Origin of the sequence: Oleidesulfovibrio sp. (genome assembly GCF_047973035.1) — a bacterium.
GTDB lineage: Bacteria > Desulfobacterota > Desulfovibrionia > Desulfovibrionales > Desulfovibrionaceae > Oleidesulfovibrio.
Genome location: NZ_JBKEBF010000008.1, coordinates 42,107 through 67,010, shown reverse-complemented (window position 1 = coordinate 67,010; position 24,904 = coordinate 42,107). Strand labels below are relative to the sequence as shown.

Below are 24,904 nucleotides of genomic sequence, written 5' to 3'. Positions count from 1 at the left end.
AAAAAAAAGGGGACAGCCGCCGCCCCTGCCTGTGCAGAGTCTTTCGGGCACCAAGCCTTTCCGCCGGACTGCACGCCTCCGGGCACCCTGCAAAGCAGCCAAACGCCGATCAAGCCACGTCGACCACCTCCGGCACTGACTGCACAGGTGGCTATGGCAACGGGGCCGCTATCAGCCGCATCTCTTTGTAACAACACAACCATTCTGCCATGGCCCTGTGCATCAGACAATCCCTTAGCACGACAACACACAGCGAAGAACCCATACTACCAGCCTTACCAGAAATACTTCACACAAGCGCCAACAACTTTGCATGCATCCCAAACTACAAGCACACACATCTGACTGCCGTTCAGGCACGTTGCGTCATCACATCTTCCAGAATGAAACGGTAGCATTCGATGCCCCTCACCCGCTGCCACGTATGGCATACGCTGAACTTTCAACAACCCCACGGAACAGTTTTTAACACCTGCACAGGCAGACCGTTACGCCTGATTATTGTAATTGTGCTAGCTGCATTAGTTGTGACATATCCTTGATTAGTCTAACCTATGACATACATCAGCAACGCATATACGCAGGGGGGACACCGCGTGGACCGCGCGCAAAACATTGCATTATACCTTACGCAAAAAAACTGGATGAACACGCCGGTTGTCGCATCGCAAGTCAGCTTTCTGGCAGCCGGAGAATATAACGAAAACTGGCTGATCAGGTGTGCAAATCATAGCGCCGTATTCCGCATCAACCACGGAAGCCAGTTAAATCAGGCAGATCAGATAGGTTACGAATATTCCGTGCTGCGCCATGTGGCGGCCTCCGGAGTAACGCCGCAGCCCTTTGCTCTTGACTCGCAGGCAGGTGAACACGGATTTGGCAACGGGGTACTGCTGATGGAATACCTTCCCGGCACACCGCTGCAATACGAGCGGGATTCCGCAGCCGCGGCAGCGCTTTTTGCCAAAGTCCATAGCTGTCCTGTACCGCCGCAAGGCACGCTGGTTGCCCAGCCTGATCCTGTTAAAGACATTGCGGACGAATGCCTAGGGCTGCTTACACGCCAGCCGGACCACCCGCGAAAAGACGTTCTTGCCCGCCTGCTTGCCTACCGCGATGAAGTGCTGCAACTTGGGGCAGACACAAAACCCCTTTTTGCAGATGAACCGCAGGTGATTACAAATACAGAAGTCAATTCCGGAAACTTTATTCTACTGGATGCTGCTGCCACACGTACAAACGGCCAACCGGCATCGGCAACTGCGCTATACCTTGTGGACTGGGAAAAAGCAGTTGTGTCGTGCTGTCATCAGGACCTCGGGCATTTTCTTATTCCTACCACCACCCGCTGGAGAACAGACTTCACTTATACGCCTGAAGGCCGCATGGACTTTTTGCGGGAGTATCTGAAAGCCCGCACCGGAACCGTTAACCGGACCGAAATGGATGCCCTGCACGAGCGTACCCGAGTACTTGAACGCACCATCCTGTTACGCGCCCTGTCATGGTGTTACATGGCATGGTATGAATATGAACGGCAGCAAAGGGCGTTACGTAACGCATTCACCTTTTCACGCATTACGTCGTATCTGGATAATATTGAATGGATATTGAAGTACGGGGAATAGCAAAAGCTTACGCCGGTAAAACCGTACTGGATGCGGTCAGCTTTTATGCAAAAGCAGGAGACATTGTTTCTCTTGTCGGGCCTTCCGGAGTAGGCAAGACCACGCTTCTGCGCATCCTTGCCGGTCTGGAACCACCCGATTCGGGCGATATTCTTTTCGGCGGAAAACCGGCAGCATCATGCAGTCTGCTGTGCGGTGCCCTTTCCGGTCTTTCCCTGCGCAAAGACACGCCGGAAAGCAGCAGCCATCCTGCCATCATGGTATTTCAGGATTATCTGCTGTTTCCCAATCTTACAGTGCATGAAAATGTGGCCTTCGGCCTGAAAGCGCGCCGCATGCCCCGCACAGACCGTGACCGGCGCGTCACTGACATGCTGGCTTTTTTTCATCTGCAGGATCTGGCGCAAAGATATCCGGTGCAGCTTTCCGCCGGTCAGAAGCAACGCGTGGCCATTGCGCGAGCTATGGTGGTCAACCCTGCCGTTTTGCTGCTGGACGAACCCTTTGCCAACCTTGACCGCAACCTGAAGCTAGAAACCGCAGACTTCATCCGCAACACCCAGAAGGCGTTCGGAATTACCACCATCAGCGTAACCCATGACCTGGAAGAAGCTTTTGCCATGTCAGACCGTATCGGCGTGATGCTTGGCGGAAGGCTGGAACAATACGACACACCTGCAGAGCTTTACAGTGCACCGGCCACCACACAGGTAGCAGAATTTCTGGGGCCGGTTAACTTTCTGCCCCCCGCAGTCTGCGACAGGCTGGCCCTTGCGCACGGCGGCAACGGGCTGCGGATCAGGCCCGAAGCACTCACCCTGACAAGCCATCCGCAAGGCAAAGGCATTGTAACCGCAATCAGCTACGGCGGTCATTACATCCGCTACAAGGTACAGGTAGGCGACGCCCGCCTTATCGCCTATGCTCTGCATGACGGGCTGAAAGAAGGCGACAGCGTACAGATAGGCGTGGTCCGGTCATTAAATCTTACAGACAGTTAACCGGCCTCGCGCAGCCACTGCCACTGCAGGCCGCCCCGCAAAAGGTCGATAAGCTTCCGGTGCCCTGCCGGAAACGTAAACGCATCCAGCTCGTCAAAGCGCACCCAGCGGCTTTCTGTGGCAGCATGAAGCACCGGAGCCGTATTGCCGTTTTTCAAACCCAACAGGTAGCAGTGCAGATTTACTCTGTACGTGGTGTACCCGTGACGAACCACGGCAATTTTCTCTCTCGGGGTGACGTCAAACTCCATCTCTTCCATAAATTCACGGCAGATTGCCTGTTCCGGAGTTTCACCTTCTTCCACGCTGCCGCCGGGAAACTCCCAGAAGCCTGCCCACACGCCCATTTCAGGGCGCTTCTGAATAAAAATATGCCCTTCGTGCTCCAGCAAACCCGTGGCAACTTCCAATGAAACAATGGCCTTGCGCGGCGCTGTTACCGGCCGTTCATGCGGAATGCCCAGCCGGTATGCCTCGCACCATTCCTGCACAGGGCATTGTTCGCAACGGGCTTTTTTGCTGCACACCAGTGCGCCCAGTTCCATCAAAGCCTGATTAAAATGACGCGCTTTTCCGTCCGGCAAAAGCTCCTGCGCGGTGCGGTGCACAAACGCGATATTTTCCTTTTGCTTAATGGGGGTATCAATGTCGAACAGGCGCGAGAAAACACGTTCCACGTTGGCATCTACCGCCACATAATTCTGCTGAAAAGCAATGGAAGCGATGGCACCAGCCGTATAGTCACCAATGCCCGGCAGTGAGCGGATGGCATCATAATCTGCAGGAAACACACCTGCAAACTCAGTCATTATTTTTTTGGCAGCCTTATGCAGATTCCGCGCGCGGGAATAATAGCCGAGTCCTTCCCATGCTTTTAAAATCGCATCTTCTTCAGCTTCGGCAACAGAACGCACATCCGGAAATCGCTGCATCCAGCGTGTGAAATAGGTTACCCCGCGCTCCATCTGAGTCTGTTGCAGCATAATTTCAGACACCCAGACTCTGTAGGGGCTGTAGTCTTTTCTCCAGGGCAGAGCACGCATATTGGCCGCAAACCATTGTAAGAGAGCTTCCGTAAAACGGGCTTTATCTTTGTTGTGAACCATGCGGCTTTGTAACGTGGCCTGCAAGGCTTGAAAAGCCCTCCCTTACGCAAAGAATTATTCGTCTTGCGATAAAAATGTGGTATACATAAGGCATTCCTTAGGAGCACGCTGTGAGACAATTTCGTAAGCACCTCATAATATTCGCCAGTGGTGCGATTCTGTCGTTGACACTCATCCGGAGCGTATCTGCCGATAAGAGTATGAACGATACGTCCGTATGGGCCGCCAATGACAACCAGCTTCATGTATTTATGATGGCGCTGATCCTTGTTTCCGCCACCATGGCTCTGGCTGCCATCCTGCGTGCCCGGAGGCTTGCAAAAAAAAACGCGGAAGCCCAGAAGCTGCTTGCAGAAAGGGCTATACAAAATGCGGAGTGGGCTGACCGCGAACGCGAATTGCGTACGTTGCTGCAGTATGCATCCATAGGCCTTTTCCGCTCATCGCTTGATGGCTCGCGTTTTATCGAAGCAAACCAGCAACTTGTGAACGATTACGGGCTAAACTCGGAAGAAGAGTTCATCCGGTCGACAACGCCCTTTGATGTGTACGCATCCCCCACAGACCGCGAAACATTTACCCGCCTGCTGCAGGAAAACGGTGTTGTGCGCAATGCCGAATTTTCTCTTAAGGACTATGCGGGAGATCTGCATATAGCCTGTATTTCTGCCATTCTCAGCACGCACAGTGACAACATAGTCGGCATCATCTTTGACGTTACTAAAGAGCGCATGGTCCAGAAAGAGCTGGAAGAAACCAGCACTATGCTGCAAACGCTGCTGGATGCAATGCCTAACCCGTTTTTCTACAAGTCTGCCGACGGGATATACAAAGTAGTCAACCGCGCTTTTTCGCGTATGGTAGGCCTTCCTGTGTCAAAAATAATAGGTTCCGATGTAGCATCATTTGCACCGCCTAAACATGCGCAGATATATAGGGATGCAGACAACGAGCTTTTCAATGCGGCAGGACCTGCTGTCCAGCGGTATGAAACAGTGGTGAAGACAGAACGGGGAATGGCTGAAATTCTGTTGTATAAAGAAAGTATTTTTGATGAACCCGGAAAAGCTGCAGGCATTGTCGGGGTAATCATAGACATCACTTCACGCAAGGAAATGGAAGAAGCCCTGCGACGCGCGGAAGAACGCTACCGCACCATATTCATGCATGCATTGGACGGTATTTTCACTTGCAGCCCGGGCGGCATTCTGCAGGAAATCAATCCGGCATTCGCACGCATGTTCGGCTATGAGAAATGTGATGAACTGCTGCACGAATCCGGCCTTGTAAAAGAACTGTTCATACGCGATGCCGACTTCATAGAGCTTGTGGACAAGCTGCGGCAATCACAACGGCTGACTGCGTACCGTGCCGAAATGAAGCGCCGTAACGGTTCCCATTTCTGGGTGGAAATCAGCTGTCAGGCATTTATAGATCAAAGCGGAAAGCTGACCCGCATTGAAGGTGTCGTTTCCGACATTACGCAGCACATGCTGCATGAACTGGAACTGCGTACTCTTGCCACCACAGATAATCTTACCGGCCTTGCCAACCGTTACGGGCTGGATGAATCTTTTGAACGTCTGCTTGCGCAGGCCAGACGCAGCCAGCGCAAAGTTGGTGTTGCCTTCATTGACCTTGACGGGTTCAAAGACGTAAACGACAAGTACGGTCATGCTTCCGGCGACTTGCTGCTGAAGGAAGTAGGGCATAGACTGCAACAGATTGTCCGCGACACCGATGTTGTAGCCCGTCTGGGTGGCGACGAGTTTGCAGTGCTGCTGTGGGATATCAAAAGCCCCGCAGACCTCAAGCGCTTCGGAGACAAGCTGCTGGATGCATTACGGCCTGAATATGTTTGTGGTCAGTATTCCTGTCAGCTCGGAGCAAGCATCGGCCTCAGCATTTATCCGGAACATGGAAGCACCCCCGGAGAACTGCTGCGACAAGCGGACAACGCCATGTACGGAGTAAAAAATTCCGGCAAAAACGCCGCCCGAATGGCCTCCGATTTTGCGCGTGGCGCTGCGGCAGAAGCTTCTGAACGGGAACAGCCCTAAGCAAGCTTCCCCTTTTCTCCACTATAAATTCCGTGTCATCGACGCAGTGTACTCTTACAGGTGTGCTCTATCAGGCTTCGCCTTTCTGGAACCCCGCGCCTAGCATATAATTTTCATTCATAAAAAAACAGGGCAGCCCGAAAGCTGCCCTGAACACATGCTTCATAATCTTCCGGTTATTTTTTCCACCGCGGCGATTGCAGGTCTTCAAAGGCAGAGAGTGCAGCTGTTGCGCCTTCCCCCACTGCAGTAACAATCTGGCGAATGCCGCCTGTCACATCACCTGCGGCATAGATACGCGGTATATTGGTGCGCATGCTGCGGTCTACAGCTATGGTGCCGTCGCTGTTCAGGTTAACCCCGATCTGCGCAGCAAGCTCGGAATTAGCCACATGGCCCACTGCCACAAACACGCCGTCCAGCGCAAGTTCTTCTGTTTCGCCGGACTTCACGTTTTTAAGTACAGCGCCGGTAACTACACCGTCTTTACCTTTGATTTCTTCAACTACGGTATCCCATATAATGGGAACATCGTCGCGCTTCAAAGCATCCTGCAGCTGTTGTTCGGCACGCAGCTCGTCACGGCGATGCACCAGTGTCACGTCCACGCCAAGGTTTTTCAGATGCAGCGCATCAGTTGCGGCAGTATTCCCGCCGCCTACGATGATAATCTTCTTCCCCTTGAACATGTACCCGTCACACGAGGCGCAATGCGACACGCCTTTGCCGAAATAAGTATCTTCACCCTCAACACCCAGCTCGCGCCACTGCGAACCGGTGGCAAAAATCAGCGCATTGGCCAGAAACACTGTCTTGGCCGTATATACTTCGATATTTTTACCGATTTTGATTTCTTCAATGCCTTCATGCTCGCGGACATTGGAGTATTGGCGGGTATGCGCGGTAAGCACCTCCACCAGATTCATGCCGCCCACATTTTTAAAACCGGGATAGTTTTCAACGGTGGGGGTAACTGCCACCTGCCCGCCCGCAACGGATTTATCCAGCACAACGCTTTTCAACCCGCTGCGCTCGGCATAAATGCCTGCGGTCAGACCGGCCGGTCCGGCCCCTACAATAACAAGGTCCACTTTTTCCACACGGTAATCGTCCCGTGCATCCTGAGTTCCGCCAGCCTCGCGCGTTAATTCTTCCGCGCTCTGCAGTGTCACCAGTTCCAGCACAAAACGCTCTTCAGGCATCAGCCCAATGCTATCAAACGTGTCATTAATATTGGTATGCGGTACCGAACCGACGCCATACTTTTGTGAAAGCTCGGGGAATTCATCCGAGTTAATGGCTTCCGCCCTGACCAGTTCGGGCTTTGCAATGGCAGCACGTACCGCGTTAACAACCTGCCCGGGGCAATACGGGCAACCGGGCGATGAAAACACACGGATTGTCCGCTCTTCCGTCAATTTTTCCAGAGCCTTTTCAAAGGCAGGAGTAACAGCCCCCTTACCCGCGGATACCAGCATGATCGCTTCAATGAAGCCTCTGGCTTCTTCGCCCAGAGGCGCGCCGGTAAAGCGGATGGAATAGTCATCCGCATTCAGCAGAGTGCCGGGCCCGATGGTCACATCAAACCGCTTTGCTTCCTCGCTGTCCAATGTATGTGTACGGGCTTCGATATTTTCCGCCAGCAGGGCTAGTTCTTCTGCAAACCTGATGGCGTAATCATTATACACATTCTGCTCGTCACCATCGGTAAACACATCCAGCGTAACCTTACCCGGCAGTTTTTTAAAAACTCCGGCAAGATGCTCACGCCCCTCTTCGGGAATCAACCACTGACGCTCATTGCTTTTACGGGTATCGCTCATAGGGAGTCTCCGTTGCTGTATAAATAATCATAGGTAACGCAAGTTGCGGATTCTAAAGATGAACATAACACAACAACAGCACGGCGCAAGGCAGACTTGCCTTTTTTGCTCCGGCGAGGCAAACACGGCGTAGACTATTTCCATAACAAGGCAGGTTATCTCATGAGCAATCCCATGGTTCTGCTGGAAACTTCTTCCGGCGACATTCTGATAGAACTGTTTGCAGACAAGGCCCCAAAAAGCGTTGAAAACTTTTTGCGTTACGCTGATGAAGGCTTTTACGAAAACACTATCTTCCACCGCGTCATCAAAAATTTCATGATTCAGGGCGGCGGCGTAACCATGCGCATGGAAGACAAAAAAGGCTACGATGCCATTGAAAACGAAGCCACCAACGGCCTGAAAAACACCCGCGGCACTGTAGCCATGGCCCGCACGGCAGAGCCTCACAGCGCTACCTGCCAGTTCTTCATCAACCTTGTTGACAACGAAGACCTGGACCATCAGGACACCAGCAACGAAGGCTTCGGCTACTGCGTGTTCGGTGAAGTAATTGAAGGCATGGACGTAGTGGACAAAATCGGCAAGCTGAGAACCAAACCCATGGGCGAACATGACGATGTTCCTGTCGATTCCGTTGTCATTACAGGCGTAAGCCGTTTTGACATGTAACCGCCCGCGCTGAGTAAAAAGTTTAAGCCGCCTCTCCTGAGGCGGTTTTTTTGCTTATACGGCAACGCTAAAGAAAGCAGGAATTCAACTCTGCTTTCAGCCTGCACAGTAAAGATGATTCTTCCCTGCACGCTCCACGCAAAAGCACTTCAAATAAAACATGGACGCTTGCAGCGGCCATACACATACCAATATTAACGAAAGTGAACTGTTTTTTTCAAATCTCAGGCAGCCGGCTGCAAAAAATTTTTTCATTATAAAAGCGCTGCATCCATAGGGCGTTCTAAAGAGAACCACTACGTTTCCGGTGCGAACACTTCTACAAACAGTTGCCATGCATACCCGCTCTAGTATAACCTTTTGCGCTGATTTTTATTTTTCATCTGGAAACGACCGAATACAGCACTGTGAAGGGGGTAGTATGCGTCTGTTTCTCAAGGGATTTCTGTTTTCCCTGATAGTCCTGCTTATGAGCGGGGCTGCTGTGTATGCGGCTGACTCCAGCCTTGGTCCTGTCAACGCCGAACGTTTCGGCATCTGGACTCTGGTTCCGCCTCTGGTGGCCATTGTTCTGGCTTTCATCACCCGTAACGTGGTGCTTTCACTTTTCATCGGTGTTTTTTCCGGCGCGCTGATGTTGGAAACCAGGGGCTTTGATCTCTACTCCGGCTTTATTGACGGTTTTCTGCGCGTTTCCGGCGAAATTCTTGGTTCGCTTGCAGACCCGTGGAACGCAGGTATTGTTCTGCAGGTACTTGCCATCGGCGGTCTGATTGCTCTTGTTTCGCGCATGGGCGGCGCAAAAGCCATTGCAGAAGCACTGGCCCGCAAAGCCAAAAACGCCAAAAGCGCTCAGGTTTCCACCTTCCTTATGGGTATCGTGATATTCTTCGACGACTATGCAAACTCGCTTACCGTCGGCCCCATCATGCGCCCCGTAACGGACAAAATGAAAGTTTCGCGCGAAAAGCTGGCATTTCTTATCGACGCAACAGCCGCTCCCATTGCCGGTATGGCACTTATTTCCACATGGGTTGCCTACGAAATCGGCCTTATCAAAGACGGGTTCGACGCCATCGGCCTGCAGGGCAATGCCTACGGAACGTTTGTAGAAACCCTGCCGTTCCGCTTCTACAATATTTTCATGCTGGTTTTCGTGCTGGCAGGCATTTACATGCTGCGTGAATTCGGCCCCATGCTGAAGGCCGAAGTTCGTGCCCGCACCACCGGCAAAGTGATTGAAGACGGCGCCAAGCCCATGGTTGCAGATGAAGCCACCGATCTTGAGCCCGACCCCGACACCAAGCTTTGCATCTGGAACGCCATTATTCCTATCGGTACGCTGATCGTAGCCGCGTTCCTTGGTTTTTACTTTAACGGCTACCACGCCATCATGGGCGGCGACGACGCAGCCCTGATTGCCGCCGTAAAAGACTCCCCGATGAGCTTTGCCTCGCTGCGCGACTGCTTCGGTGCTTCCGATGCTTCCGTGGTTCTCTTTCAGGCTGCTTTGTTTGCCGGTATTGTCGCCATTACCATGGGCATTACCCGCCGTATATTCACGCTGGAAGAAGCTCTCTCCACCTGGGTGCAGGGCATCAAGTCACTTAGCATCACCGCAGTTATTCTGCTGCTGGCATGGTCGCTTTCCGGCATGATCAAAGAACTGGGCACCGCACGATATCTGGTAACTGTCCTTTCCGACACACTGCCGCCGTTCCTGCTGCCCAGCATTATCTTCATCCTCGGCTCTGCCATTTCGTTTGCCACCGGCACTTCATACGGCACCATGGGTATTCTGATGCCGCTGGCCATTCCTCTGGCATGGGCAATCGCACCGGAGCACAACTACCTGATAATGAACATCGGCGCGGTGCTGACCGGCGCCATCTTCGGCGACCATTGTTCGCCCATATCCGACACAACCATTCTGTCCTCAATGGGTGCCGCCTGCGACCATATAGACCACACCCGTACACAGCTGGTGTACGCGCTGGTCGTAGGTGCATGCGCAGTGCTCTTCGGCTACCTGCCTGCGGGCCTCGGCCTGCCGGTTCTGGTTATACTGCCCCTCGGCCTTGTGGCTGTTTGCGCCACCATGCGCATTATGGGTAAACGACTGCCCGATTAGGCAACATCACCGCACTTCAGACAAACAAAGCCGCCGGATGTCTCCGGCGGCTTTTCTTTTTTCAGGCCAGCTCTTTCTGCCCGCTTTTTTTCGGCGTCCTCCGGTATACATGTAACGCCCCGTCACACAGTTCTCGTCAGTCACACGGCCATACCGTTTTCTATGCGCAGGCGTGCAACCCTAGCAGTATGTTCATGGGGCACACTTATATTCAAAAAGAGCCCGCCCTTCCCTTCTTTCACGCATAAAAAAAGCACTGCCGGACGCATCCGGCAGTGCTTGAAAAAAACATTCAGGTAGCTGCTAATCCAGCAGCGGCAATTCAGGAATCCACGACTCGGACACACCTATGACTTCGGCGTTATCCAGCACCAGAATATCTCCCTCCGAAGCAGTGGTGTACTTTGAAACAACACTGCGCCCGCCGAACACGCCGGTACAGGTGATATGATCGCCCACGCCAACACCGATTTCGCCAAGCTTGTGAACCTGATCTTTACGGATATAGACCACAATGTTGCCGTCCAGCACCAGATAGACAGAACGCATAAGCGACTGATCAAGACGTGTAACAGTGCCGCTTATGTTCACCACGCGCCCGTCAAGGTCAGTTACGTGCTTCTTTTCCGCCATATAGTCTGCATGCAGACTGGAAGCACTATATCTGGGGATTGCGGATTTTTTGCCAAGACAGCCACCTAGCAGCAACGCTGCAAGTACAATCACAAGAGCCCCACGCCGAAAATTCACACTCATATACCGTTCCTGTCCGCTTGAAATCTACCAGCCGCCATGCGCAACCGTCATGCGTTAAAGGGCATACGGCTTCCGCTTCCGGCTAGCCGCCTGAAAGAGTTATACCGGGCAAAAGCAAAGCCTTGGCTCCTTTCTTTCTATTACGCACCCTGTGCCATGTTTCAGGGCTGCAGCCGAAACGAAACGACCAGAGCGCGCAATCTTCACGTGCGGCGCAACGGCGTATCTCTGCCCGTTCCCCGCCGCTGCATTCAAAGCAATGCCTACGGATGGTCTGCACGCACGAGCGCTCTGCGTCTTCCGGCTCTTCGCCGTTTCTGAAGGGGTACAAAATGCATGAAGCATCTTCGCAGCCGCGGACCATGCCGGACGAGCCGCCCTGACACGCCACACAGAAACGCCTGATAGCTTTTATGGGTTTCACTTTTGCCATGCGATGGATGTACACATTTTTTTAGTTGCTTGCCATGTATTGCCGCGCACTTTTATGCGGGAATGTATCATCTTTCATCACAGCAAAAGGCCGGAGCGTAATCGCTCCGGCCTGATGATACAAAGTATGACAGCGGGTTACCGGCTTATGCCTTTCCGCAGCATTTTTTGTATTTTTTTCCGCTGTTGCAAGGGCAGGGATCGTTACGTCCCACTTTAGGCTCTTCGCGACGAACGGTCTGGCTGTGCACGTGGCCGTCTTCGTACAGCCACTCGCCGTCAACCCGTACAAAATTGCTGGTTTCACGCAAAGACTGGAGCACACCGCGCATGGTGTATTCGGCCTGAAATTCGACAACGCCTCTGTTGTCGTTTTCGCCGCCTTTTTCAGTGTTCAGCACGGTCAGCTTTGTCCAGCTCATGTGTTCGGACCATTGGCGGATCTCTTCGGCTGTGGCTTCGTCGCGGATATCAGGGTGCGCCGTGGTTTCAAGGTAATCATAGGCGCCTACACAATGCGCGCTGAAGCGCGAACGCATAAGGGCTTCTGCAGTGGCGGCCTTTTTTGTTCCGGCGATAAGAGGCCCGCAGCACGCTTCAAAGTCGTTACCGGAGCCGCAATGGCATAAAGTCATAATCGGTTACCTGTTGTATAGTTTAATTAATGCCCGTGGCATCCATCGTGCCCGTGGGCATGGCAGATTTCCTGTTTATCGGCCAAGTTGCCTTCCAGCCACTGACCGGCCACGTCGCGAACGGGGCCCTGTGCACCGCGCACAACCTGAATGCCGTGCGATTCAAGCTTATTCACAGCACCCAGCCCCATATTGCCCCCGATAAGCACCTTAACACCTTTTTCAACCAGTGTCGGCACAATGTCGGATTTACATCCGCATCCGGGAGGGGGTGTCAGGCGTTCTTCTTCCACAATCTGCCTGCTTTCGTCCACTGTCATAATGGTAAAATATTCGCAATGGCCAAAGTGCTGGTCTACTGCGCCTTCGCGGGTAGGAAGAGCTATCTTCATTGTGGTTATCTCCTTACGGTTCAGTTGATACAGTTAGCTGCATCGAACTATAATTCCCCTTTTGCACAAGTCAATGACCACTTACATCCTTTAGTCGAATTATAACCGCAACACGTTTGTCATAGCCACATTGCTTTGATACTGTACTCTATACTCCCCAGCCGTAGCCAATCATCTCAGGAGGTTCAATTATGCAAAGCGCAGAAGAAAAACGCCGCTACGCGCGGCTTCCTAAAAATTTCCCCCTTGAGGCAAGCATCCTGCAATTTCCTTTTTCCGGCCAGAGCAGCGTAAGCGCCAGCTGTGCAGATATTAGCGGTGGCGGTGTCTGCTTTGAGTCTTCGGCCCGTTTTAATCCCGGAGACAAGCTGAAGCTTACGGTTCACATACCTACCCTGAATAAATTTTCGCCCAGCTTTTTCAAGGTCTATGAAAATGACGCCGACCAATACCTGCAAGCCATCGGAGAAGTGGCATGGGTGGAACGTAACGGAGTAGGTTATATTACCGGCGTAAAATTTGTTGATATTGACTCTGATGCCTGCAGAGCATTGTGCGGCATGGTAGACAAGGCCATGAGAGAAAAATAACGTACATCCGCTCTCTTTTGCAGGCAGACAGTTGCAAGAGCAGTCATAGCGTTGTACCACGCCCTGCAAAGGAGAATACTCATGCTATCAGTTACTCTGGATGATGGCACATTGCTTGTCATCCCCGATGAAGAACTGACTTTTGCTGCCACCCGCGGCTCCGGCCCCGGAGGACAGCATGTCAATGTTACCGCCAGCCGTGTTACAGTCCGGTTTAATGTTGTCCTTTCCGCTGCCCTTAGTGAGCAGCAAAAAAACCGTATCATGTCCCGGCTGTCTACGCGCATATCTTCTGAAGGAATCATTTCCGTCTCCTCCAGCGACGGGCGCAGCCAGCATTCCAATAAGGCCATAGCGCTGGAACGTCTGGGAGAACTGTTAAAAGTGGCCCTGCATGTGCCCAAAAAGCGCACAAAAACCCGCGTGACACTGGCACAGAAGCAAAAGCGACTGGATAACAAAAAAAGACGCTCCGCCATAAAACGTACAAGAAATAAGGCCGCGCAGGATTACTGACGCGGCTTTACTTTTACCACCGCCAGAAAAGTCCTGACCCGTCATCCCTCAGTCCCCCTAGGCGCTCCCAGACATGCTCAGGCGAAAGACTGGCTGCTCCACATTCTCATACATATAATTACAGCAGCGCTGCCCGTCAGAAACAATGGTCCAACCTCTTTCAGGGGCTGGACACCACGCAAATCCAAACTTTCACATTCGCAGTGTCGCACCGCATTTTCCAATAATACATAACAGGCTGATCCAAAAAAATAATTTGCCGACTTTGCTGGTTACGGGCTCAACGGCCTGATTTGATTTTCGCTCTACTGGCTATGAAAGTTATTTTTTTCATAATCTACCGCACTGGTTGATCATTCACTCCCACACCATACAGCGGCACGAAAAAACCTGTATTCCTGCACTTGTTTTATCTTGAGCAGCCATGCTAGTGCTTCTTCTTTGGTTGCACACCCAACCAAAGAGATAATTATACGCGTGCCCGCCTTCATTTCTGCGTTGACATACGCCAAAAGCCTGACAATATGGATAGTAGGCCATAGTCCCATTCGGGGCATTGTAACAGCGGCGCAGACAAAACTGCGCGCAGAAACAGTTTTATTAAGGAGCGAACCATGGCCAAAACCAGTACTCGTGGCAGAAAGGCATCACCGGAAGCAGCAGCATTCAGAAAGTTGCTGCGTAACGCCAGCGCAACCGGCGACTCCACAAGCAGAGTCCAGCGTGTAATGCTGGCGCTTGGGTATTCCGTATCCATGACGCCTGCGGGCTTTCCCGCTTTTGAGCGCAAAACAGAGCACAAAGGCATTCCCGTAACCGTATGGGTTATGACCCGCGAAGATTACTCTTGCCCTGCATCACTTTTGGACCCTGTATTTGTAGGCTTTTATTCCACCGAAGGTCCGCTTGAGATGGTAAGCAACGAAGAGCACCCCCGCCTGCTCGACTATCTGCTGAAATACCACGACAAGGCTCTCGGGGCAGAAAAAGACACTACCGGCACCGGCAACTGAGTGCCGCCGCTTCTGCGGTTACAGGTAATATTACATACAGATGTCTGACCATTCGTGCGCAAAGGCACCGCAACCGATGACAACTGTACAGTTTGCAGTGCGCGGTTGACCCTGTTCTGGCTTGGGGCTATTCTCCTCCACTGCATTTCGCCGAAGGAGAAACCCATGCTTGATCTTAAATTGCTGCAGCACGACCCGCAGGTTGTTGCCGACGCGCTTGCCAAGCGCAATTCCAGCATTGATATTTCTGAATTTACCGCACTGGACCAGCGCCGCAAGGAGCTGCTGCTGGAAGTGGAAACGCTGAAAAGCGAACGCAACAAGGCCTCCGGCGAAGTTGCCCGCATGAAGCGTGCCGGAGAAAACGCCGACGACCTTATTGCCAAGCTCGGCCAGCTTTCCGACCGCATCAAAGAGCTGGATGTTGAGACTGAAGCCGTAAAGGCAGAAGTGAACAACTGGCTTATCACGCTGCCCAATATTCCTGACGAAAGCGTCCCGCAGGGTGCAGATGAAAACGACAACGTTTTCCTGCATGCATGGGGCGAAAAGCCGCAGTTCGATTTCACACCTAAGGAGCATTGGGAAATAGGCCCCGCTCTGGGTCTTGACTTCGAACGTGGCAGCCGCCTTATCGGCAGCCGCTTCACTATCCTGTGGCACTGGGCAGCCAAGCTGGAACGCGCCCTGACGGCTTTCTTCCTTGATGTCCACACCCGCGAACACGGCTATATGGAAGTGTTCCCCCCTGCCATGGTCAACCGTCAGACCATGACCGGCACCGGCCAGCTGCCCAAGTTTGAGGAAGACCTCTTCAAACTGAACGAATCAGACTATTACCTGATTCCCACTGCCGAAGTGCCCCTTACCAACCTGCACAGCGGTGAAGTAGTGCCCGAAGAAAAACTGCCCATCGGCTACACTGCACAGACACAGTGCTTCCGCTCCGAGGCAGGCAGCTACGGCAAAGATACCAAAGGCCTTATCCGGCAGCACCAGTTCACCAAGGTTGAAATGGTCCGCTTTGCGCACCCTGAAAAATCTTTTGAAGAGCTGGAAAAGCTGCGCGGCCACGCCGAAGTGCTGCTTCAGAAGCTGGGCCTGCACTACCGTGTAGTGACCTTGTGTTCCGGCGATATGGGCTTTTCCGCCGCAAAGACCTATGACCTTGAAGTCTGGCTGCCCGGTCAGGACAAGTACCGTGAAATTTCGTCCTGTTCCAACTGCACAGATTTTCAGGCACGACGCGCCAACATCCGCACTAAGCTTGCAGATGCGAAGAAGCCCGTGTTCCTGCATACTCTGAACGGTTCCGGCCTTGCAGTTGGCCGTACTCTGGTAGCTATTCTGGAAAACTACCAGCAGGCAGACGGCAGTGTTGTGGTGCCTGAAGCGCTGCGCCCCTACATGGGCGGCGTTGAAGTTATGACACCAGACGGACCTTTTTAATCAAAATAGCGGTGAAGAATCAGTGTGTTGCAAAAAAAATAAATTTTTCTGCAAACAACCGCTTGACAGCGTAGCCCCTTCACCGTAAAACGCTTTCCTCACGTCGGGGGCGTTAACTCAGTCGGTAGAGTACCTGCCTTTTAAGCAGAGAGCCGCTGGTTCGAGTCCAGCACGCCCCACCACAAGCGAACATAAGGGTTACGATGAAAATCGTAACCCTTTTTCGTTTGCAAAATCTGCCTGATGTATCTTCGCCCACTCCGGCTGCACCAGTCAGCCAGCCCAGCCACACACAGTATTTACGCTTTTCATCCGCAATGCATCGCTGCGGCCTCCGTTGTGACAGTAATCACGCCGGATGCAGGCAAAGGTATGTGTCATCCCCCTCCCAACTGTAAGCACATGCAGAAACAGCAACGGCCAACCGGCAACGCAGCAGTACAACAGCGCAACGAAAAAGACAGAAGCTGTATGCCTTCAGCTACTGTGTTGGGTTATTCTGCCACACCCCCGAGGTCTTAATAGCAACAAACATAATGTCCTCCATTCATTTTGCCTGAACGCTTCCTTCGCCCACGTCCAGTCAGGCATCTTCAACATAGTGTATGTTGCGGCCCCTCCCTTTCTCTCACATTGCAAAGACCTCGCGCGACCATAACAACAGGTGCAGGGCCAATACGACAGCGCCCCTGCGCTCCTATCGGCAACACACCGCCAAAACAGCACATATACACTCTGCACATTCTTGCAAATACTTTCCGCAAACGTTTGCAGCATGCGGAAAACTCCGTTAGACTGATTACCGTGCTGTAGGCAGATCACTTTTTTTCAGCACTATCTTCATTGCCTGCCACGGCACCTGTAGTGAGCATCAGCTCTTTAATTATACAATCGGGGGAAAATATATGGGCATTCAGGTTTACAACGATATTCCGCATAGGCGCCGCAACGCACTGACAGGAGAATGGGTCCTTGTTTCACCGCATCGGGCTGCGCGGCCATGGCAAGGGCAACAGGACGCGCCGGATTCCAGCCTGCTGCCGCAATACGACGACCAGTGCTACCTATGCCCCGGAAACGCTCGTGTAGGCGGTGTGCGCAACGAAGAGTATACCGGAACTTTTGTCTTCAATAACGACTTTCAGGCGCTTAAGGCAGACAACTCGCCCCTCGGGCTGCCAGTAGGCAAAACCTCATCCACCAATCCCGACGATGATCTGTTCACCGCACAACCGGAAACCGGTATTTGCCGCGTTATCTGCTATTCGCCGCGACACGACCTGACAATGGCGCGCATGAGCGCTGCTCAGGTAGAAGACATCGTGACCACATGGCAGCAGGAATATGCATACCTATGCGCCAATCCCCACATAGATTACGTGCAGATATTCGAAAATAAAGGTGCCATGATGGGGTGCTCCAACCCGCACCCGCACGGGCAGATATGGGCCAGCGCGTCCATCCCGCACACTGTGCAGCAGGAACAGACCATGCAGATACGCCATCTGCGCGAAAATGGCAGCTGCCTGCTGTGCCGTTATACACAGCGAGAAGAAGAAGCCGGCAGCCGTATTGTCTTCCGTAACGACTCCTTTACGGTACTTGTTCCCTACTGGGCTGTATGGCCTTTTGAAACCATGATTCTGCCACGTCGTCACTCTGCACATATCGCAGACATGACGGATAAGGAAAAAGCCGACCTTGCCGATGCGCTCATCCGTCTCGGAACACGCTACGACAACCTTTTTAAAACATCGTTCCCTTATTCCATGGGCATACACCAGAAGCCCTGCAACGGCGGTACACACCCCGAATGGCATTATCATTTCCATTTTTATCCACCGCTGCTGCGCTCTGCCTCGGTGCGCAAGTTCATGGTCGGATATGAAATGCTGGGCAGCCCGCAGCGCGATCTGACACCGGAGGCAGCAGCAGAGTTATTGCGCGCCACCTCTGATACCCACTACCGCGATTCCGGAGAATAGCATGGCAGCAACCAACCTCTTTACGCAGCAGGAACTTATCGACGCTCTACGGCAAGGGGCTATGGATGATGTGCTGGCGGCACTGTATACGCCTGACATTGCATCCGCCGCTGATAAAGACGTACCGCTGCAACGCCATGTGCAGCAAAGCGCAGCTGCGGCTTGCAACGGCATGAAGCACTCTTCAGACATGCCAGCTGCGCAACAGGCGAACGATGCAGACAAAGCAACGGGACAACAACTCCCTGAACCCGCCGCTGCCACACGTAGCGTACAGGATCAAAACAGTCCGGCAAATCCCCTGCCATACGGCGATGAAGCAAACGCCCGGGAAATCGTTGCCCAGCGCATCCGTATAGAGCAGTTGCTGCAACAGCATCTGGTAACGTACGGACCAAGGCCATGCGCCATTTTTACTGCCCCCGGCAGAACAGAGCTTGTAGGCAACCATACTGACCACAACCGGGGCACAGTTGTTGCCGCAGCAGTTACACTGGACTGCGTAGCTGCAGCCTCTCCCCGCAGCGACACGCTTGTTCATCTGCTCTCTGCAGGGTTTGATGCTCCTGTTGCCATCGACATTGCAGACACACGGGTACACGGCGAAGAAAAAGAAACAACCGCCGCTATCATCCGCGGCTTGGCTGCGGGCCTTACCACCAGCGGACGCCCAGCAGGCGGCTTTGATGCCTGCGTGCACAGCACCATTCCCGTGGGTGCGGGACTCAGCTCTTCCGCCGCTTTCGAAGTTCTTACCGCACGCATTTTTACAGGACTTTACTGTGATGAGTTTCCGCCAGCGGAAGAACAGGCAAGGCTGGCGCACAGTACAGAGGTTACTTACTTCGGCAAACCCTGCGGCGAAATGGACCAGATAGCTTGTGCAGGAGACGGCGCATCCGTAATCCGCTTTGCAGTGCCGGACGGCAAGACCATAACGGCTTTGCCATTGCACATCACGGCATCAGGATACCAGCTCGTTGTGGTAAACACAGGTGGCAGCCACGCCGACCTTACCCCCGAATATGCTGCCATCCCGCATGAGATGCAGGCCGCAGCCGCTGTTTTGGGGCAAAAGGTCGCCCACGGCATTACCACAACGCAAATCATGGCTTGCGCCGCAAAAATACGCAGCATTGCCGGAGATCGCGCCCTGTTGCGTCTGCTGCACTTTGCAGAAGAAACGCAGCGGGCGGAGAACACAGCTGAAGCCATCGCAAACAACGACATCGCCTGTCTGCTGAAACTGATACGTGCCAGCGGCGATTCTTCGTGGCGGCTGTTGCAGAACTGCTACCCCCAGACAGCAGTGGAACAGCCCCTGACTGTTGCTCTGGAACTTACGCGGCTGCTGCTGTGCGGAAAAGGCGCATGGAGGGTGCACGGAGGCGGGTTTGCCGGAACCATTCAGGTGTACGTGCCCATAGAAGATATTTCCCGATACACTGCACAGATGGAAGCAGTCTTCGGCGCAGGCAGTGTTATCAAATTAAGCATCAGGCAACATAACCTGCCTGTTCTCCAGCATGTAAAGCCACAAGACCTTTAACGCGCACAATGCGGTTACCACATAACTTTTTGTACCAATCTTTGACAAAAGCATGTAAATAAGGCCAAACTGCAAACGTTTGCGGTAACACAAACGAAATAGCAACAACCTGCTCATACCAGCACCGGATCGGGATACTTCATGCGGCAGTACACCATCAAAGACATCGCTAAAGAGCTTGGCATTTCGCCCTCTACGGTGTCGCGTGCGCTCAGCGGTCATCCCGACATAAGCGATAAAACAAGTGCAAAGGTCAAAGAGCTTGCCGCCCGCTTTAATTACCAGCCCAACCTTGTAGCCAAAAGCCTGCAACAGAAGCATTCCAGCACCATCGGCGTTATTGTGCCTGAAATCAGACACGACTTTTTTGCTGCCACCATCAGCGGCATCGAGCAAGTCGCCTACGATGCCGGATACGCCACCATGCTGTGCCAGAGCCACGAATCGTTACTGCGGGAATCCACAAACATACGTGCACTGGTAGGTCAGCGGATCGCAGGGCTGCTAATTACGGCTTCGTGCGAAACAAAAGACACCGCGCACTTTGCCCCCGCCCGTCAAAGCCATATTCCGGTTGTCATGTTTGACCGTGTGCCGGAAGACTTTACCGGCAGCAGTGTAACCGTAAGCGACGAGCAAGGCGCATACGACATAACCTGCCTGCTGATAAAAAAAGGCTATCGCCGCATAGCGCATATCGGCGGCTGGCAGCATCTGCCCGTTGGCAGAGCGCGCCATGCCGGATTTATTCGGGCGCTAAGCGAGGCGGGCATCAAGCCCCGTCCTGACTATATTCTGGAAGGCGGCTTTGATGAGAAAGACGGAAAACAGGGCGCAGAGCGATTATTCGCCCTGCCGCAACCGCCCGACGCCATAATGTGCGCCACAGACCCCATTGCAGTGGGCGTTTACACAGCAGCGCGCGAGCGCAGCCTTTCCATTCCACAAGACATTGCGGTTTCGGGCTTCAGCGACAACCCGCTGAGCGAACTGGTTACACCGACACTGACCACGGTGCACCAGCCAGCCTTTGAAATAGGCCGAACCTCCGCTCTGTTGCTTCTGGACATAATTGCCGGCAACGCAGGCAGCAGCCCCGTCAACGTGACATTACCAACCCGCGTTGTTGAGCGGGAATCTGCATAGAGGTTAGCATGAACAGGCAGCAACAGACCATAGTTACCGCAACAAGGCGACAGTACGAGGTCCCCCCGCTACAAGGCGGCAGCGCTGCAACCTGTATTCAAAACACCTCTTCCACTGCGCAATTTCCTGCCTGCCGTCAGCCCGATGATCTTACCGCAGCCTCATCCGGCTTGAACGCAATCCCTTATTCCACCGCCGGCTCGCCTCAATGCCATGAGGTTGACTGGCCTACGCAGGAACAAGGCAGCACAACGGCCGATGTCCGCCTTTTCATGCTTCGCAATACAAATGGCATGACTGTTCGTATTACAAATCTCGGTGCCAGACTGGTTTCCATCACCTTACCACACGATGAAACAGCCATAGAGCCGGATTCCTGCTATACAGCAGAACACGATATTTCCCGCAGGAGCTGCGGGACTATTGATGTTATTCAAGGGTACGACAGTCCCGCGCGCTATGTTGACGATCCGTATTACATGGGGGCGGTTATCGGTCGCCTTGCAAACCGTACAAAGGCAGCCAGATTTACCCTTAACGGCAAAACGTACCGTCTGACAGCCAACGACGGAATCAATCATCTGCACGGCGGCAACACCGGGCTGCATAACAGGCTGTGGCAGGCAACGCCCCAAGTCCGCAACAAAGCCGCAACACTGGTGCTGCAATGCACCAGCCCTGACGAGGAAGAAGGCTACCCCGCCACACTGCACCTGACAGCAACCTATACCCTGACAAACGACAACACGCTGCGGCTCGAACTAAGCGCGGCTACAGACGATACAGCGTCGGTTCTGACACCGGTATCACTGACCGCCCATCCTTATTTCAATCTGGCAGGGCACGACACCGCAACGCTGGATGGCCACATTCTGACTATTCATGCGGACCGCTATCTGCCGCCGGGGGGCACCCCCGATAAGGGCACGGAGGGCGAAAAAGCACAGTCAGCAGGCGTATGTGAAGGGACGGAGCAGCTTACGTCAGCAGAAGGGTACAGCCGGATTCCTGCAGGCAAAATTTATTCTGTGCACGGTACGCCGTTCGACTTCAATAACCCAAGAGATCTGACACAGGCGCTGCATGAGGTGCCGGAAGGTTTTGACCATTACGCTATTATCACGCTGCCCGAAGCAGCATCCGTCCGTCATTCACAGTCGGGAACCGAAGACACCTGCCCGCAGCTTTGCCACGCCGCCACACTGCACCACGCCCCCACAGGCAGAACCATGCAGGTGCATACCAATCAGACCGGACTGCAATGCTACACGGCAAACTTTATCGCACCAGACACACCCGGCAAGAACGGTGTGCACTACCAGCCGCAATCGGCAGTGTGTCTGGAACCACACGGCTACCCCAATGCCGTTAATAACGCACACTTTCCCCAAATTTTTGTTACAGAGAAACAACCGCATACTCATATTACCGAGTATCGCTTTTTCACCCACAAGGCGCAGCAGGGTACAGCCCTCTGCCGAAAAGCATGAAGCGGGACACATATGGAAAAGGTATCGTTAACCAACATCAGTAAACGCTATGGCGATGTGCGGGTCATCCATGATGTGAGCCTGTCCATCAAAGAAAACGAATTCATCGTTCTTGTAGGCCCTTCGGGCTGCGGCAAGTCCACCATTCTTCGCATGATCGCCGGTCTTGAAAGCGTAAGCGGGGGCGAAATCCGCATCGGCGACCGTGTGGTCAACGACGTTCCCCCTAAAGAACGTGACGTTGCCATGGTCTTTCAGAACTATGCACTTTATCCGCACATGACTGTGGGTGAAAACATGGGCTTCAGCCTGAAAATGCAGAAGCGTCCCAAAGATGAAATAGAGCGCAAGGTACATGAAGCCGCAGAAATTCTGGGGCTAACGGATTACCTTGCGCGCAAGCCTGCCGCACTTTCCGGCGGTCAGCGCCAGCGTGTAGCCATGGGCCGTGCCATAGTACGCAAGCCTCAGGTGTTTCTGTTTGACGAACCGCTTTCAAACCTTGACGCACAGTTGCGTACCCAGATGCGCATGGAGCTGAAAAAACTCCACCTCAAGCTGAACACTACCACCATCTATGTCACCCACGATCAGGTAGAGGCAATGACCCTTGCCGACCGCATAGTTCTTTTAAAAGACGGCCACATCCAGCAGGTGGGAGCCCCCGTCGAGGTTTTCGAGCAGCCCGTCAATGTATTCACAGGCCGCTTTATCGGCAATCCGCCCATGAACGTGCTGCAGGGTACATTCTATTCTGACGGCAGCGGCAAACATGTTGCCATAGAATCGTTACGCATTCCGCTGCCTGACACCACAGGTACCACTCTGGCAGACGGTACCGCCGTTATCATCGGCATACGGCCTGATGCCATCAAAACAGGCGATGCTTTGACACACCTGCCGCAGGCAGCCACATCTGATGCCAGAGTGGAAGTGGCGGAAATTCTGGGCGGCCAGTCTCTGCTGGAAATTTCCGCAGGTGGCATTTCCATGATTGCAGAAGTGGCAGGCAGAGTGCTTGTACGCCCCGGCAACACCATTCGTGTAGGCATAGACCCTGAACGGGTACTGCTGTTTGACCCGCAAACACAGATGGCCGTTGCATAATGCGCCGTACCGTGCGCTCCGTAACGGTACGGACGCACTATGAATAACACATGCCTGCGCCACGCGCAGGTACGGGACTACCGGACAACTGGTCCGGAACACAGCGGAAAAGTGGCGGGACGCCAGTCCGCAACAACCCAGGAGGAAAGGTATGAAAAAACTTTTCACCAAAGCGGCTGTGGTGGCAGCTGCCGTATGCCTTATGGTTACGGCACCTCTGATGGCTCAGGCTAAAGACAACCTGAGCGGCACTCTGGAAATTTTCTCGTGGTGGGCAGGTGACGAAGGCCCGGCACTCGAAGCGCTCATCAAACAGTTTAATGAGCAGTACCCAGATGTCACGGTTGAAAATGCAGCCGTTACCGGCGGCTCCGGCATCAATGCCCGCGCCGTACTTAAAACCCGTATGCTGGGTGGCAATCCCCCCAACAGCTTTCAGGTGCACGCCGGTCAGGAACTGATCGGTACATGGGTCAAGTCTGACCGCATGGAAGACCTTACATGGCTGTTCGAAGAACAAGGCTGGATGGATGCATTCCCTTCAGACCTTATTAACCTGATCGGCACCGACAAAGGCATCTGGTCTGTTCCTGTAAATGTTCACCGTTCCAACGTAATATGGTTTGTACCTGCCAACCTTGAAAAATGGGGCGTAACTGTTCCCGCGGACTGGAACGAATTTCTGGCCATCGCACCTAAATTGCAGGCAAAAGGTATTGTACCGCTGGCTCTTGCCACCAACTGGACAGTAAACCACCTGTGGGAGTCTGTAGCACTTGCCTCCATGGGTCCCGACAAGTGGGATGCATTGTGGCGCGGCGAACTGGCGTGGACCAGCCCTGAAGTAATTCAGGCATGGGAACTGTTCGGTAAAGTACTGCAGTACACCAACGCCGATGCCAGCTCGCTTTCGTGGCAGCAGGCCACCGACATGGTTGTTGACGGCCGCGCCGCATTTAACGTGATGGGCGACTGGGCAGCAGGCTACATGAATACCACCCTGAAGCTTGCTCCCGGCACCGGCTTCGGATGGGCTGCATCTCCCGGTACAGACGGCATCTTCATGTTCCTTGCAGACTCCTTCGGCCTGCCCGTGGGTGTGGAAAACCGCGACACCAGCGTTGCATGGCTCAAGCTGGTCGGTTCCCGTGAAGGCAGTGACATATTCAACCCCCTGAAGGGTTCCATTTCGCCCCGCCTTGATACCGACCTTTCGCTGTACAATGCGTACTCCAAGTCCGCAGCCGGCGACTGGGGCAAAAACCGCATAGTGGGCAGCCTTGCTCATGGCGTAACCGCCAACGAAGGCTTTATGAGCGACTTTGCTTCTGTAATGGAAATGTACCTGAAAAGCCGCAATGCGGAACAGGCCGCCAAAGCCTGCAACGCCATTGCTGTAAAAAACGGCATTGCCAAGAAGTAA

Annotated in this window: 21 protein-coding genes and 1 tRNA gene; 16 read left to right on the top strand and 6 right to left on the bottom strand. The window is 53.4% G+C overall.

All coding sequences use genetic code 11. The annotated features are described in order from the left end of the window. Positions 1-596: 596 nt before the first annotated feature. Together ACK5LI_RS01815 and ACK5LI_RS01810 are read left to right on the top strand one after the other, a co-directional pair. Positions 597-1,628 carry an aminoglycoside phosphotransferase family protein gene (locus ACK5LI_RS01815; RefSeq protein WP_416945921.1) on the top strand — a complete coding sequence of 344 codons (1,032 nt, stop codon included), beginning with the start codon at positions 597-599 and terminating at the stop codon, positions 1,626-1,628. Further along, complete coding sequence (locus ACK5LI_RS01810) at positions 1,604-2,629, top strand: ABC transporter ATP-binding protein (protein WP_416945920.1); 1,026 nt, start codon at positions 1,604-1,606, stop codon at positions 2,627-2,629. The genes ACK5LI_RS01815 and ACK5LI_RS01810 overlap by 25 nt, the downstream gene beginning before the upstream one ends. Here the strand turns inward: ACK5LI_RS01810 and mutY are convergent. Further along, the gene (gene mutY / locus ACK5LI_RS01805; RefSeq protein ID WP_416946014.1) at positions 2,626-3,735 is read right to left on the bottom strand and encodes an A/G-specific adenine glycosylase; all 1,110 of its coding nucleotides are present in this window, start codon (positions 3,733-3,735) and stop codon (positions 2,626-2,628) included. The genes ACK5LI_RS01810 and mutY overlap by 4 nt on opposite strands. Before the next feature lie 110 nt (positions 3,736-3,845). Between mutY and ACK5LI_RS01800 the strand changes: the two genes are divergently transcribed. Continuing rightward, complete coding sequence (locus ACK5LI_RS01800; protein WP_416945919.1) at positions 3,846-5,795, top strand: diguanylate cyclase domain-containing protein; 1,950 nt, start codon at positions 3,846-3,848, stop codon at positions 5,793-5,795. Between the two features lie 176 nt (positions 5,796-5,971). Here the strand turns inward: ACK5LI_RS01800 and ACK5LI_RS01795 are convergent, their stop codons facing one another. Further along, positions 5,972-7,618: an FAD-dependent oxidoreductase gene (locus ACK5LI_RS01795; protein WP_416945918.1), complete on the bottom strand. Its 1,647-nt coding sequence runs from the start codon at positions 7,616-7,618 to the stop codon at positions 5,972-5,974. A gap of 162 nt (positions 7,619-7,780) precedes the next feature. Between ACK5LI_RS01795 and ACK5LI_RS01790 the strand changes: the two genes are divergently transcribed. Both ACK5LI_RS01790 and ACK5LI_RS01785 read left to right on the top strand, forming a co-directional pair. Continuing rightward, a complete protein-coding gene (locus ACK5LI_RS01790; RefSeq protein ID WP_416945917.1) occupies positions 7,781-8,290 on the top strand; it encodes a peptidylprolyl isomerase in 510 nt (169 codons plus the stop codon). A 421-nt stretch (positions 8,291-8,711) separates the two neighbouring features. Next, positions 8,712-10,421, top strand: a complete 1,710-nt coding sequence (locus tag ACK5LI_RS01785; RefSeq protein WP_416945916.1) for a Na+/H+ antiporter NhaC family protein — start codon at positions 8,712-8,714, stop codon at positions 10,419-10,421. 303 nt (positions 10,422-10,724) lie between these two features. Here the strand turns inward: ACK5LI_RS01785 and ACK5LI_RS01780 are convergent, their stop codons facing one another. The 4 genes from ACK5LI_RS01780 to ACK5LI_RS01765 all read right to left on the bottom strand — a co-directional run bounded on the left by ACK5LI_RS01780 (position 10,725) and on the right by ACK5LI_RS01765 (position 12,636). After that, a complete protein-coding gene (locus ACK5LI_RS01780; protein WP_416945915.1) occupies positions 10,725-11,177 on the bottom strand; it encodes a hypothetical protein in 453 nt (150 codons plus the stop codon). 82 nt (positions 11,178-11,259) lie between these two features. Then, positions 11,260-11,610, bottom strand: coding sequence for a restriction endonuclease (locus tag ACK5LI_RS01775; RefSeq protein WP_416945914.1), 351 nt, complete (start codon positions 11,608-11,610; stop codon positions 11,260-11,262). A gap of 145 nt (positions 11,611-11,755) precedes the next feature. After that, entirely contained in the window at positions 11,756-12,244 is a 489-nt protein-coding gene (locus ACK5LI_RS01770) for a YchJ family protein (protein WP_416945913.1), read from the bottom strand. 26 nt (positions 12,245-12,270) lie between these two features. Further along, positions 12,271-12,636: a NifB/NifX family molybdenum-iron cluster-binding protein gene (locus tag ACK5LI_RS01765; protein WP_416945912.1), complete on the bottom strand. Its 366-nt coding sequence runs from the start codon at positions 12,634-12,636 to the stop codon at positions 12,271-12,273. 191 nt (positions 12,637-12,827) lie between these two features. On the opposite strand from ACK5LI_RS01765, the gene ACK5LI_RS01760 reads away from it, so the two are divergent. From ACK5LI_RS01760 to ACK5LI_RS01710, 11 genes are all read left to right on the top strand, one after another. Beyond that, complete coding sequence (locus tag ACK5LI_RS01760) at positions 12,828-13,226, top strand: PilZ domain-containing protein (protein WP_416945911.1); 399 nt, start codon at positions 12,828-12,830, stop codon at positions 13,224-13,226. Positions 13,227-13,307: 81 nt separating this feature from the next. After that, positions 13,308-13,742 carry an alternative ribosome rescue aminoacyl-tRNA hydrolase ArfB gene (gene arfB / locus ACK5LI_RS01755; protein ID WP_416945910.1) on the top strand — a complete coding sequence of 145 codons (435 nt, stop codon included), beginning with the start codon at positions 13,308-13,310 and terminating at the stop codon, positions 13,740-13,742. Between the two features lie 614 nt (positions 13,743-14,356). Further along, positions 14,357-14,755, top strand: coding sequence for a hypothetical protein (locus tag ACK5LI_RS01750; protein ID WP_416945909.1), 399 nt, complete (start codon positions 14,357-14,359; stop codon positions 14,753-14,755). A 165-nt stretch (positions 14,756-14,920) separates the two neighbouring features. Further along, on the top strand, positions 14,921-16,204 hold the full coding sequence (gene serS / locus ACK5LI_RS01745) for a serine--tRNA ligase (protein WP_416945908.1): 1,284 nt from the start codon (positions 14,921-14,923) through the stop codon (positions 16,202-16,204). A gap of 106 nt (positions 16,205-16,310) precedes the next feature. Then, a tRNA-Lys gene (locus ACK5LI_RS01740) sits at positions 16,311-16,386 on the top strand. Positions 16,387-17,109: 723 nt separating this feature from the next. After that, on the top strand, positions 17,110-18,189 hold the full coding sequence (locus ACK5LI_RS01735; protein WP_416945907.1) for a UDP-glucose--hexose-1-phosphate uridylyltransferase: 1,080 nt from the start codon (positions 17,110-17,112) through the stop codon (positions 18,187-18,189). Position 18,190: 1 nt separating this feature from the next. Beyond that, positions 18,191-19,738, top strand: coding sequence for a galactokinase (locus ACK5LI_RS01730; protein WP_416945906.1), 1,548 nt, complete (start codon positions 18,191-18,193; stop codon positions 19,736-19,738). Positions 19,739-19,879: 141 nt separating this feature from the next. Further along, positions 19,880-20,884: a LacI family DNA-binding transcriptional regulator gene (locus tag ACK5LI_RS01725; protein WP_416945905.1), complete on the top strand. Its 1,005-nt coding sequence runs from the start codon at positions 19,880-19,882 to the stop codon at positions 20,882-20,884. Positions 20,885-20,892: 8 nt separating this feature from the next. Continuing rightward, entirely contained in the window at positions 20,893-22,374 is a 1,482-nt protein-coding gene (locus tag ACK5LI_RS01720) for an aldose epimerase family protein (protein ID WP_416945904.1), read from the top strand. A gap of 12 nt (positions 22,375-22,386) precedes the next feature. Beyond that, positions 22,387-23,481: an ABC transporter ATP-binding protein gene (locus ACK5LI_RS01715; RefSeq protein ID WP_416945903.1), complete on the top strand. Its 1,095-nt coding sequence runs from the start codon at positions 22,387-22,389 to the stop codon at positions 23,479-23,481. Positions 23,482-23,632: 151 nt separating this feature from the next. Then, entirely contained in the window at positions 23,633-24,904 is a 1,272-nt protein-coding gene (locus ACK5LI_RS01710; protein WP_416945902.1) for an ABC transporter substrate-binding protein, read from the top strand.

Bases quoted from the DNA above. Each gene is read 5' to 3' on its own strand.
- ACK5LI_RS01810 (WP_416945920.1), top strand. From the start codon at position 1,604: ATGGATATTGAAGTACGGGGAATAGCAAAAGCTTACGCCGGTAAAACC.
- mutY (WP_416946014.1), bottom strand. From the start codon at position 3,735: ATGGTTCACAACAAAGATAAAGCCCGTTTTACGGAAGCTCTCTTACAA.
- ACK5LI_RS01795 (WP_416945918.1), bottom strand. From the start codon at position 7,618: ATGAGCGATACCCGTAAAAGCAATGAGCGTCAGTGGTTGATTCCCGAA.
- ACK5LI_RS01790 (WP_416945917.1), top strand. From the start codon at position 7,781: ATGAGCAATCCCATGGTTCTGCTGGAAACTTCTTCCGGCGACATTCTG.
- ACK5LI_RS01785 (WP_416945916.1), top strand. From the start codon at position 8,712: ATGCGTCTGTTTCTCAAGGGATTTCTGTTTTCCCTGATAGTCCTGCTT.
- ACK5LI_RS01780 (WP_416945915.1), bottom strand. From the start codon at position 11,177: ATGAGTGTGAATTTTCGGCGTGGGGCTCTTGTGATTGTACTTGCAGCG.
- ACK5LI_RS01775 (WP_416945914.1), bottom strand. From the start codon at position 11,610: ATGGCAAAAGTGAAACCCATAAAAGCTATCAGGCGTTTCTGTGTGGCG.
- ACK5LI_RS01770 (WP_416945913.1), bottom strand. From the start codon at position 12,244: ATGACTTTATGCCATTGCGGCTCCGGTAACGACTTTGAAGCGTGCTGC.
- ACK5LI_RS01765 (WP_416945912.1), bottom strand. From the start codon at position 12,636: ATGAAGATAGCTCTTCCTACCCGCGAAGGCGCAGTAGACCAGCACTTT.
- ACK5LI_RS01760 (WP_416945911.1), top strand. From the start codon at position 12,828: ATGCAAAGCGCAGAAGAAAAACGCCGCTACGCGCGGCTTCCTAAAAAT.
- arfB (WP_416945910.1), top strand. From the start codon at position 13,308: ATGCTATCAGTTACTCTGGATGATGGCACATTGCTTGTCATCCCCGAT.
- ACK5LI_RS01750 (WP_416945909.1), top strand. From the start codon at position 14,357: ATGGCCAAAACCAGTACTCGTGGCAGAAAGGCATCACCGGAAGCAGCA.
- serS (WP_416945908.1), top strand. From the start codon at position 14,921: ATGCTTGATCTTAAATTGCTGCAGCACGACCCGCAGGTTGTTGCCGAC.
- ACK5LI_RS01735 (WP_416945907.1), top strand. From the start codon at position 17,110: ATGGGCATTCAGGTTTACAACGATATTCCGCATAGGCGCCGCAACGCA.
- ACK5LI_RS01730 (WP_416945906.1), top strand. From the start codon at position 18,191: ATGGCAGCAACCAACCTCTTTACGCAGCAGGAACTTATCGACGCTCTA.
- ACK5LI_RS01725 (WP_416945905.1), top strand. From the start codon at position 19,880: ATGCGGCAGTACACCATCAAAGACATCGCTAAAGAGCTTGGCATTTCG.
- ACK5LI_RS01720 (WP_416945904.1), top strand. From the start codon at position 20,893: ATGAACAGGCAGCAACAGACCATAGTTACCGCAACAAGGCGACAGTAC.
- ACK5LI_RS01715 (WP_416945903.1), top strand. From the start codon at position 22,387: ATGGAAAAGGTATCGTTAACCAACATCAGTAAACGCTATGGCGATGTG.
- ACK5LI_RS01710 (WP_416945902.1), top strand. From the start codon at position 23,633: ATGAAAAAACTTTTCACCAAAGCGGCTGTGGTGGCAGCTGCCGTATGC.